The organism is Paenibacillus plantiphilus, from assembly GCF_927798095.1.
Lineage (GTDB): Bacteria > Bacillota > Bacilli > Paenibacillales > Paenibacillaceae > Paenibacillus_Z > Paenibacillus_Z plantiphilus.
This window is the reverse complement of record NZ_CAKMMF010000045.1, coordinates 17,312-28,480: the sequence shown is the minus strand read 5'-3', so window position 1 is coordinate 28,480 and position 11,169 is coordinate 17,312. Positions and strand designations below refer to the sequence as shown.

Annotated in this window: 10 protein-coding genes; 9 read left to right on the top strand and 1 reads right to left on the bottom strand. The window is 50.7% G+C overall.

Going from position 1 to position 11,169, the window contains the following annotated elements; all coding sequences use genetic code 11:
• Positions 1-367: 367 nt before the first annotated feature.
• Positions 368-1,768 carry a stalk domain-containing protein gene (locus L6H65_RS25125; RefSeq protein ID WP_236347039.1) on the bottom strand — a complete coding sequence of 467 codons (1,401 nt, stop codon included), beginning with the start codon at positions 1,766-1,768 and terminating at the stop codon, positions 368-370.
• Positions 1,769-2,154: 386 nt separating this feature from the next.
• On the opposite strand from L6H65_RS25125, the gene yabP reads away from it, so the two are divergent.
• From yabP to tilS, 9 genes are all read left to right on the top strand, one after another.
• A complete protein-coding gene (gene yabP, locus L6H65_RS25120; RefSeq protein ID WP_236347036.1) occupies positions 2,155-2,439 on the top strand; it encodes a sporulation protein YabP in 285 nt (94 codons plus the stop codon).
• Positions 2,436-3,068, top strand: coding sequence for a spore cortex biosynthesis protein YabQ (gene yabQ, locus L6H65_RS25115; RefSeq protein WP_236347033.1), 633 nt, complete (start codon positions 2,436-2,438; stop codon positions 3,066-3,068). The genes yabP and yabQ overlap by 4 nt, the downstream gene beginning before the upstream one ends.
• A 43-nt stretch (positions 3,069-3,111) precedes the next feature.
• Positions 3,112-3,423: an FtsB family cell division protein gene (locus L6H65_RS25110; protein ID WP_236347031.1), complete on the top strand. Its 312-nt coding sequence runs from the start codon at positions 3,112-3,114 to the stop codon at positions 3,421-3,423.
• Positions 3,424-3,562: 139 nt separating this feature from the next.
• Positions 3,563-4,102 (top strand): S1 domain-containing RNA-binding protein, encoded by a 540-nt coding sequence (locus tag L6H65_RS25105; protein WP_236347028.1) that lies wholly within the window; start codon positions 3,563-3,565, stop codon positions 4,100-4,102.
• Between the two features lie 416 nt (positions 4,103-4,518).
• Entirely contained in the window at positions 4,519-7,011 is a 2,493-nt protein-coding gene (spoIIE, locus tag L6H65_RS25100) for a stage II sporulation protein E (RefSeq protein ID WP_236347057.1), read from the top strand.
• 199 nt (positions 7,012-7,210) lie between these two features.
• Complete coding sequence (locus L6H65_RS25095; protein ID WP_236347025.1) at positions 7,211-7,861, top strand: hypothetical protein; 651 nt, start codon at positions 7,211-7,213, stop codon at positions 7,859-7,861.
• A gap of 176 nt (positions 7,862-8,037) precedes the next feature.
• Positions 8,038-8,763 (top strand): vWA domain-containing protein, encoded by a 726-nt coding sequence (locus L6H65_RS25090; protein ID WP_236347022.1) that lies wholly within the window; start codon positions 8,038-8,040, stop codon positions 8,761-8,763.
• Positions 8,747-9,676 carry a protein kinase domain-containing protein gene (locus tag L6H65_RS25085; protein WP_236347020.1) on the top strand — a complete coding sequence of 310 codons (930 nt, stop codon included), beginning with the start codon at positions 8,747-8,749 and terminating at the stop codon, positions 9,674-9,676. The genes L6H65_RS25090 and L6H65_RS25085 overlap by 17 nt, the downstream gene beginning before the upstream one ends.
• Before the next feature lie 11 nt (positions 9,677-9,687).
• Complete coding sequence (gene tilS, locus L6H65_RS25080) at positions 9,688-11,163, top strand: tRNA lysidine(34) synthetase TilS (RefSeq protein WP_236347054.1); 1,476 nt, start codon at positions 9,688-9,690, stop codon at positions 11,161-11,163.
• Positions 11,164-11,169 lie beyond the last annotated feature (6 nt).

Below are 11,169 nucleotides of genomic sequence, written 5' to 3'. Positions count from 1 at the left end.
AACCGGAAGCGAATCCACGGTTCATTGGGTTACCTATCTCCTGACCGATTTGAAGCTGAGTACTATAAAAGCATTTGTAAGCAACGTTAGTTGGTGTCTACTTTCTTGACAGAGGTCCAAATATCCCCTTACAGCGGTTTTCCCAATCGACTTTTTCGCTGTAAGGAGTTTTTAGGTGCTTACAGCGTGAATACGCCTCATCAGTAGATAGCCCAGCAGCAGCTATTGAGCCTCTAGCTTGCTAGCAAACTCCTGCCGCTCCGAATGTCATCGCAGCTTTTGACCATCCATGACTCCTTTAGTGACGCGACCCTAGTCTATAAGCTAGCTAGTATTCTAACTCCCAGGCTGCTCCGAGCAGCTCTGGTTAGTCGAAGAAATGGACAGAGTAGCGAAGAGTTGCCGGCTTGCCATTATTGCTTACTAGTCCGGCTATGGTTACATCGAATATGTCGCCATCTTGGTAGCTTTCAATGCCATCTGGGCGAAAAATAATGGCATTCGGGATTCCGTAGCCATCTGTATCCACGTTGAAATAACGGGCACTCTCGGGATTGTCTGATTTTTTGTCCAGCTTCCAGACCTTGTGGTGGGATCGCCGCTCCAGCGTAACCGTAATCGTATTGCGGTCTGGCTCCTTATATAGCGCCGGATTTAATGACACGGACCATGGGACATTGCCGGCAAAAACATCTGTAGGGAAATAGCCTTTATTGGGCCAAAGCACCTCTGTATAGGATACCTTGTCCTTGCGACTGTGATCGAACACCTGCATGCTGGAGTAATAATGAGCATCGCTGGCTGTCTGGGCGAAGCCGAAGCCGGTTCGGAATAGTGAAGGGTTCAGAATCCATCTCCGATGGCCGAGAACGCTAACGTTGCCGCTGTCTTCGTCATCCATATAGCCTCTTACGGTTTGGGATAAGAAGTCAGGCGTGGCGGAACCCCCGTAGAGAGCATAGATGTTGCTGGTCGATGTTGATTCATAGCCGGTTTGGAAAAATTCATCGTTCATATCAGCAGGCTGTGCTGGTGTGTGCGACAGAAGGTCTGTGCTTGCAAGCAGCACGGCTCCGTGCTGTGCCTGATGAGTTAATTCCTCATCGAGGATCAGATCATCCGGCAATCCGGCGAGGTAGCGCATATAGTTGGCGGTCTTGAGACCGTTGTCGAGAAATGTGGCGTTCAATTCACCAGTATCATAATCGTTCTCAACATGGGGCTTTGTTCGAAAAGGTGTTGCCTTCATATTCGCAGCATAATGGCTGGCCATCGCGGCAATCATCCGTTTGGTCCGTCCGTTAATGGCCAGGTCCGAGGTAATTCCGATACGTTGTTCTCTGGCATCCCAGCTTACATACATATCGAAGGCCTCGCTAATGAATCGAAGGGGAACCAGTATACTGCCGTTCTTAATCAAGGGAGGAGCACTGAGTGAATACGTCTTCCCGTTAACGGCGGCAACCTTAGATCCAACAGCCAGCTCGATGGCAAGTCCGTTCTTAGTGCCGAAGACGGCTCTCGTCTTCGGTTCCCAGCTTACCTTTGCTCCTAGAGATTCGAATATTGCGCGAAAAGGAACGAATGTACGCCCTTCCACAATGAGAGGGGGTTGCTCATATTTCTGCTTAGCACCATTCAAATAGACTGTAATTTCATTGCTTGCTCCATAACTGATCGGCGTATATGCCACTGAACTGACAATTGCTGCAGCAAGCCACCCCACAGCAAGCCATCGCATCGTGGAACGCAAGGTTAGTTTCTTCATTATCGATACCTTCCTTTCGCGCTAAGTTCATTTTCTAGTATCTATATTATAGTCTAATCATTCCAGCGGCATGGATAGCCAGTTAAATCGGTCTAAGCAGCAGAATGTTTCGTTTCCCTTGTATCGGGGTATGTAAGTATTTAGGTATAAGGGATGTAAGCGTCTAGGTATTTGGTGTGAAAATATCTAGGTATCTAGGTATTCAGAATCTAGGTATTTCGGCATCTTTTCATTATCCCAAACGGTATTCTAGTATATCGGTATATCTCTATGGAATATGAAGGCTGCGTCGATTGCAGAACTGCCTTGCATCTCCCTTCTGAATTTGCGGGTTCTAAAACCTGTCCCACCCCCATAGGCTAGTCTTGAGGGAGGGGATTGAAGCGATGAACGATCAAGGGAAAGGCCAGAAACGTCAGGAAGTAAAAATGCTCAACCGCAAATTACTTGAAATTACAGGCGTAATGAATGTGGAAAGCTTCGATAATGAAGAATTTCTGCTTGAGACGGAGCTTGGCTTCTTAACGATCCGCGGTCACAATTTGCATATGAAGCATTTGAGCCTGGAGCAAGGTCTTGTTGCCATTGAGGGGCTCGTCCATTCACTCGCCTATTTGGACGGGAACGCGACATCGAAATCGAAGGGCTTTCTGGGGAAGCTGTTTAAGTGAGTCTCACTGTGCAATGGTGGACGATGACGACGATGCTGCTGTCAGGCATTGGCATGGGCATTGTGTTCGATGGCTACCGTGTCGTGTCGGACGAGCTGCAGATTAACCGCTGGTGGATTCCGGTGCTCGATCTGCTCTACTGGATAGCGGCTACGCTCGTTGTATTCCACGTACTGTCCGCTAGCAACGAAGGCGAAGTGCGGACATATGTTTTTCTGGGTCTCCTGCTTGGCATCGCGTGTCATTACTGGCTGTTCAGCAAACTGGTCGAAAAGCTTGTACATGCTTTGATCAGAGGGTTGAGGCTGCTTATACAATTCGGTATCCGCACTTTTGTAGTTCTTGTAATTCGTCCACTGATGCTGCTCTATCGCATAGGCAAGCTGATTATTGCGTTTTTGATCGTGCTAACTATGTTCCTATTCAGAATTGTGATACAATTGGTTCGTCCGCTCTGGATTCTGGTCCGCTTCTTGACAAGACCGCTGCTGCGACCAGTGGGCAGATGGTTAGATCATTTTTTCCGTCCGCTGCTTATCAGACTGAGGATCAAGGAGAGTGCACAGATAGCTTCCGGCTATGTCACACAGCTATGGCGACGGTGGAAGAATCGGAAGAAGGACAGTTAGATAGACTATCAATATTCATCTATAACGTCAGGAGGTCCACGCGTTGATAACGTCAATCCAATCGAAGAAATCAGCTGCACCAGCAGGTACCAAACGTCGGCTCAAGATTTGGTTTTGCGTTATCGCGTTGTTTATGGGCTGGGCGATATATACATTTTTCACGCAGATGGCGAGTCAGGGTCAGGCCGAGATCAAGCTTGCCGAGGTACAGGGCAAGATCGATGCGGCCACGAAGCAAATGAAAGACCTCCAGCTGCAAGTCGAGCGTCTGAACGATAAGGAATATATCGGGCAGTTGGCTACGAAAGAACAGGGTCTGGTTAAGAGAGGCGAGAAGCAGATCGTTGCGGAGTAGGTTCGCAATCGGGTATCCGTCTGTTGACCTTGCTTCTCTCGTTCGGTTATAATCACGTTAGTAAGCTGCTTCTCATATTCTATATCTTTTTGAAGCTATATCAGCTTCACATAACAGTTAGGGAGGAACATTTTCACCTATGGCAATTGAAGTGGGCGCCAAGTTAGAGGGCAAAGTGACAGGCATTACGCATTTCGGAGCATTCGTCGATTTGTCGGGAGGTGTCACAGGGCTCGTTCACATCTCAGAAATTGCCGATAATTACGTCAAGGATGTTAAAGACCATTTGAAGCTGGACGATGTTGTCACAGTGAAGGTCATTAATGTGGATAAAGACGGGAAAATCGGACTTTCGATTAAACAGGCAATCGACCGGCCAGAGGGTTCTGTTCCACCTCAACGCGAACGCGGATCAGGAGGACCAGGCGGCGGTGGAGGAGGCTTCAATCGCGGACCAAGCGGCGGTGGTGGCGGCGGTGGATTCAACCGTGGACCAGGCGGCGGCGGTGGTGGTGGTTGTGGCCGACCTTTCAAACAATCATCCGGCAAACCATCTTACGGCAAGCCAACCTTCGAGGACAAAATGTCTCGCTTCCTGAAAGACAGTGAGGAGCGTATCTCTTCTTTGAAGAAGAATACAGAATCCAAACGCGGCGGACGCGGAGCTAAGCGCGATTAATCTCATAGATGACTTGCAGGCAGGGCCATAGTGGCTCTGCCTTTTTTGGTTTGCTAGAGGGCCGGGGCATTGCTGCCCGAGAAGCTATGCGCGTGCAACCGTTAATATTCCGCCCGCTGATAAAAACTTTTCCCGTGATCTCCACCAATCCCGACAGGTTTGGACGGCGGTTCGCCATAAGCAGGATGTGCGGAGAGAACGGTTTTTGTTGAACGTTAGGCGGATGATTCTCATGCGAGAGGAGCGAAAGCCGCGCCGTCTATACGTTTGCAGCTGCGGCGAAATGTGGAGGCATGAAGAGACGTTTTGTCGGAAAAAACTTTTGGAATGACAACGCTTTCTGACAAACTTCATATGAAGGGGCTCCTATAATAAGAGACACACTAATATGGGAAAAGGCGGTGTCTCAACATATGATGGAGAAACAAAATGTAGTTATGTTCCCGGGTGTTCAACGGACAAGCCTCGTGCAGACAGCAGTTCGCAAAGGGTTGAATTGGGCTGGAGCGCGTCGTGCTGCTCAATTGATTGCCTCCAGGAAGTGGACCTTCGTGCTCATGGCGGTCGGTTTTCTACTTGGCCGTGCGGTTATTCTGGAGTCGCTTGCACCGTTTGCCGTCTCTTATTTCGCAGTCATCTACTTCCTGCGGCATGATGCCCATCGTTCGGTTGCGATCGCTATAATTGCTGGAAGCTGTCTGGCGATAACGGGAGAGCCGCTATGGATTGCACTGGAGCTTGCCATTGTGTATTTATTGTTCAAGGGACTGGAAGCGTATGAACGCTCAGAGCTTTCCTATGCGCCCATGCTGGTATTTATCTCTATGCTGCTCGTCAGACTATTCGGGGTGGTCATATCCGATACAATGGGCTGGTACGAGCTGATGATGGTTGCTGTTGAGGCTTCACTTGGCTTCGTCCTGACGCTCGTATTCGTGCAGGCAATACCTGTTCTGACGATGACCAGGAAAACCTCCTCGCTTAAGAACGAGGAAATTATTTGCTTGATGATTCTGCTTGCTTCTGTCATGACAGGAGCTGTAGGCTGGGCAGTCTACGGCCTGTCAGTTGAACATATGATGTCGCGGTATATGCTGCTGTTGTTCGCATTCGTAGGGGGAGCGCCGCTTGGCGCATCTGTCGGTGTCGTAGCAGGACTTATTCTTAGCATGGCGGATTTCAATGCGGTGGTTCAGATGAGCTTGCTTGCCTTTGCCGGATTGCTTGCAGGACTTCTGCGAGAGGGCGGGAAGGTCGCTGTTGCGTTCGGGATGCTGCTGGGTTCTGCGATTCTTTCTATTTATATGGGCACGCAGGGTGATATTATGGCCTCTACGTGGGAATCGGTCGTCGCGGCAACGTTGTTTCTGGTCACGCCTCGCGCTATCGTTCGTACGATTGCCAAGTATGTGCCAGGTACGATGGAGCATGTGAAATCACAGCATGAATATGCAAAGCGTGTGCGGGATGTGACGGCGCAGCGTGTTGCGCAATTCTCTGAAGTATTCCGGCAGCTCTCCAGAAGCTTCGGTCCAATTAATACGGTTAATGAAAGCGCCAAACGAGAGGAGACTGTCGGCCATTTCATGAATGCGGCAGCCGAGAAGATCTGCAGCAGCTGCCACCGGAAGGAATTGTGCTGGGAGGGCAAATTCTATGACACCTATAAAATGATGACGAACATGATGACAGCCGTTGAGGAAGGAAGGCGAGTAGGACCAAAGGAAGGGCCAAAGGAATGGCGGATGCATTGCGTGAAGTCGCAGCAGGTGTTTGATGTGATGGGGCAGCAGTATGAGCTGTACAAGCATGACCAGCACTGGAGGAAGCAGCTGAACGACTCGCGCCAGCTTGTGGCGGAGCAGTTATCAGGTGTATCGCAGGTCATGGAGGATCTGGCTCGGGAGATTCAACGGGAGGGACAGCAGCTGCATTTGCAGGAAGAGCAGATTCGGGAGGCGCTGGAAGGACTCGGTTTATCGATACAGGGTATTGATGTCGTGAATTTGGAGGAGGGCAATGTTGAGATTGAAGTGTTCCATACGTTCGGAAGGGGGTATGATGAATGCCGCAAAATCATTGCACCGCTGCTGTCTGATATTCTAGGCGAGCCAATCGCAGTTATGTCGGAGCGGTATCCAGAGAAGAGCGGCGAGCCTGCGCTCGTTATATTCGGCTCTGCCAAAGCGTATGAGGTCGAGACAGGAGTGGCAGGTGTCGCGAAGGGCGGGGATCTGCTGTCGGGCGACAGCTTCAGCACCGTTGAGCTTGGCAACGGCAAATTCGCTGTTGCGATAAGCGATGGCATGGGCAATGGGGAGAGAGCCAAGCTGGAGAGCAGTACGGCGCTCACTATTTTGCAGCAGCTGCTGCAATCGGGCATGGATGAGAAGCTGGCGATCAAATCGGTCAATTCGGTGCTGCTGCTTCGTTCGTCCGATGAGGTGTTCGCCACTGTCGATGTGGCGCTGATTGATATGTATACGGCGAAGACAACATTCATGAAGATCGGCTCCACGCCAAGCTTTATCAAGCGAGGGACAGAGGTGATCTCCATATCGGCGAACAATTTGCCGGTAGGCATTCTGCAGGAAATTGATGTTGACCTGATCCGCGTGCAGCTTCAGCCAGGCGATACTTTAATTATGATGACCGATGGAATCTATGACGCGCCTGGTCATGCAGCTAATAAGGAAATGTGGATGAAGCGGGTCATTCAGGAGATTAGCGCAGACAATCCGCAAGAGATAGCCGACGCGCTGCTGGAGACAGTCGTGCGGTATCATAAAGGCGATATTATTGATGACATGACCGTAGTTGTCGCCAGAGTGGACAAGCATCAGCCGGAATGGGCGACCTTCCGCTGGCCCGGCATTTCCAAGCTTGAGCGTCCAAGGACGGTGAGCTAATCCGCGGCGTGACTGGGAAATGCTGAATCGAATAGAGGAGCGAGAGAATGGCCCCTAGCGGGTCATTTTCCATTATAGGTAATGAATTCCGAAAGTGATGATCGTATCGATATTTAGAAAGTTATTGAAAAGAGTTGTCCGTTCATGTTACTTTTGAGTGATTGAATATAACAATCAGAATCTGGGGGTAACAAATTTTATGAAGAAGTTTGCAAAGTGGTCGATTGTAATGATGATTATGCTAGTAATTGCAACAGCTTGCTCCAGTAATGAGTCCAGTAAAGAAAAAGAAGTTGATTTGGGCAAGGTAGAGAGCGGCACTTATACCAATGAATATTTTGGAATATCGCTGAAACTGCCAGAGGCCTGGATAGTACAGGATGCGGAAACAATTAATGAATTGAATGAAGCGGGTAAAGAAGTCATTGCAGGCGACGATGAAGAGAAGAAGAAGGACCTGGATATAGCTGAACAGAAGACGCTTAACCTTCTAACGATATCCAAGGAGCCATTGGGCTCCGATGAAGCGAATCCTAACTTGTTCATCCTTGCTGAGAAAGTAAGCCTGCTTCAAGGGATCAAAACAAGCGGGGATTATTTGGCAGCGCTCCAAAAAATGCTGACAGACTCCCAACTGCCATACACATTCGGAGAATCCTCCACGGTTAAAATCGGCGGCAAAGAATTCGAAGTGATCGAAGCTACACTCGACGCGGGTGAAATTGTTGTTTCTCAGAAATATTACTCTGCTCTTGTCGATGGCTATGCGTTAAGCTTAGCTGCTACGTACTTCGATGAAGCATCGAAGGCTGAAATGGACAAAATTATCGCAGATATTAAAATCAAATAATAGCATTCGATTATTCGTACTGCTTCAGTAAGGGTAAGAAACCCTGCATCCACCTAAATAGGGAGATGCAGGGTTTCTTGTCGCTTTGGGGGTTTGGTATACGGTTATATCCTCTCAAATTTGGGCACGATGGTAGAGATACTAGCGGTAGATTCTACAATTTGGAGGTATGAATCGTGAATCAAATCTTGTTGATTACAGACGGATGCTCCAATGTGGGCATCAGTCCTGTCGTTGCTGCGGCGCAGGCGCATGCGGAGGGAATTACAGTCAATGTCGTCGGTGTCGTGGATCAAGGCGATCTTGGAGAATTTGGAGCGGCTGAAATTGAAGAGATTGCGCGTGCGGGAGGGGGGCTTAGCCGGCTGGCGCATACGAAGCAGCTGTCTCAGACGGTGCAGATGCTGACGCGCAAAACCGTAGCGCAGACGATTCAGCATGCGGTTCAGCGAGAGCTGAAGCAGGTGTTCGGCTCATCCTCTATTGAATCACTGCCGCCGGACAAGCGGGGCGAGGTGGTTCGAGTTATTGATGAGCTGGGCGAGTCGAGCAGACTGCGTGTAGCGCTTCTGATCGATGCAAGCGCAAGCATGAAGCCTAAGCTGCAGGCGGTGGAGGAAGCGATTCGCGATCTGACGCTCAGCCTGCAGGCCAGACAGGGCAGCAGCGAGATTGCTGTATTTCACTTCCCCGGCACAGCCTATGGCGAGGATTGCTTGCTCGACCTTGATTGGACGAGCAATGTGAATGGAATGACGTCACTCTTCACTCGTTTGCAGATGCGGGGGACTACACCGACGGGTCCCGCGCTAATGGGGGTCATTGATTTTTACCGAAAAGCCGATTATGGTAGTAGGAAGAATGACGAAACGGACGGGATGATGAGTGACTACGTCGTTTGAATGGAGCCTGCCCCGCGGCACGGTGGTGAGAGGCAAGTGGAAGCAGGGTAGTTATAGAATAGAGCGTCTGCTCGGTGAAGGGGCCAATGGCAAAGTGTTCCTCGTTGAGCGGAATCGGAACTGGTATGCGCTGAAGATCGGTGCGGATGCTGTTGATTTGCAATCGGAGGTGAATGTGCTTCAGTCGATTGCAAAGCAGCAGCGCGGATCGCGGGCGGAGGCCTTCCTTGTTGATGTCGATGATTTGCGTGCCATGGACGGGAAGGACTACCCGTTCTATGTTATGCGCTATATTCGGGGAGCTACACTCTCCGAATATTTGGCGCGTCATGGAATGGACTGGTTTCCGGTTGTCGGCTACAGCTTGCTGGGCAAGCTTGGCGAGCTTCATGAAGCGGGCTGGATATTCGGCGATGTGAAGGTAGAGAATGTGATGGTGGCCGATTATGGCCGGGTGGATCTTGTCGATTATGGCGGTGTCACTGCTGCGGGCAAGGGCGTCAGGCAGTTCACGGAGATTTATGACCGTGGATATTGGAACGCCGGATCTCGTATAGCGGAGCCGAGCTATGACCTGTTCTCCTTCGCGGTGCTCTGCATTCAATTGCACGACAGCCGCCGCTTATCGAATTTAATCGGCGCGATGCTGCCGCAAACACGAACGCCAGACGAGCTGCTGCGGCTTGCAGGAGCGATCCCAGCGCTCAAGCCGCTGGGCGGCTGGCTGCGCAAGGCGTTATATGGTGAATTCAGCACGACGCGTGAAGCAGCGGCAGCTTGGCAGCAGTGGATGCATCGTCCCGGCATCAAGCGATCCTCGGCTCCTACGCCGGGCTGGGTGAAGGGGCTGTTCCTGGGCTCGGCTGCGCTGCTGGGAACGACGATCTATTGGCTGCTGCAGATGGGACCATAGCAGGCGAGCAGATGGAGAGGGATGCAGGTATGGAGGAAATGTTGAAGGAAGTCGCGCGAATCGCTGCCATGGAGCGTCTGTGGACGACAGGGGATACAATCGTTGTTGCTGTGTCGGGAGGTCCTGATTCGGTCGCTCTGCTGCATATTCTGCATGAGCTTGCCCCACGCGATGATCTGACCCTGATCGCGGCGCATGTTGACCACGGATTCCGTGGCGAGGAATCTGCGCTTGAAGCTGAAATGGTAAGAGAAATGGCCGCAGGGCTCGGCATTCTCTGTGAATCGACCTATATTGATCTGCCTGCTTATATAGAAGAAACGAGGATGAATTCGCAATCGGCGGCAAGAGAGAAGCGGTATGCCTATCTTCATGAAATTGCAAGGAAGCATGATGCAGCGCGAATTGCAGTCGCTCATCATGGAGATGATCAGGCGGAAACAGTGCTTATGCGAATTGTACGGGGAACAAGCCCGGGAGGGCTGTCCGGCATTCCTATTCGACGTATTGAAAAAAACGTGGAACTTATTCGCCCCCTCTTGCGTATGTACAAGGCAGACATCCTGAACTTCTGTGAACAGCGAGGACTCCGCTACAGTCTGGATAGCAGCAATGAGCAGCGGTATTATTTTCGCAACACCGTACGGCTCGATCTGCTGCCAGCCTTAGCCCAATATAATCCAGGGATCACAAGCGCACTCGTTCGGTTGTCTGAACTTGCGACACAAGAAGACGAGTGGATGGAGGGGGAGACACGAGCGGTATTTGACCGCCACGTCCGACTTTACAGCGATGAATGTCAGTTGAAGCGTGTCACGCTGCAGAGCCTGCATGTCGCTTTACAAAGGAGATTGATTAAATTAATATTAGAATGTGTTGCCCCGAAAATGGAAGCGGCTTCCTTCGACATCATTGAAACCATCAGAATCGCTGCCCAAGAGGGCGCAGCCTCGACGTGGAGCATTGATGCTGGCGGCGGCATTCGGTTTGTACGGGAGTACGACGTGCTGCGTTTCATCCGCGTGAATTCGGCGACCGGATCATCCCATCCTGCTGCTAGCGGGTATGCGTATGCCGTCACAGAACGTACACAACGGATTGAAGTGCCGGAAGCGGGGGTCTGGTTCAGTTTTAACCACCTGCAGCATTCGGATGCTGGCAGGCCGACGAACAGACTTGAAGCAATCTTTGATGCTGAGCAGCTGCAGTACCCGTTAACCTTACGGAATCGCCGTCCTGGCGATCGTATGAAGGTATTTGGTTTAAACGGCAGCAAAAAAGTACAAGATATGTTCGTTGACGACCGAATTGCTCCATCACGGCGTGAGACGATTCCGCTGCTGGTTGATGCAGCTGGAACGGTGCTTTGGATTCCTGAAGCAAGACGGTCTTCTGAAGCGCAAGTCATGGATTCGACTACGCGTGTTCTGCATATTCGAATGGAAAATACGGCATCGGACGATTTTGCCTCGAATAAGATGCACTGATTCATT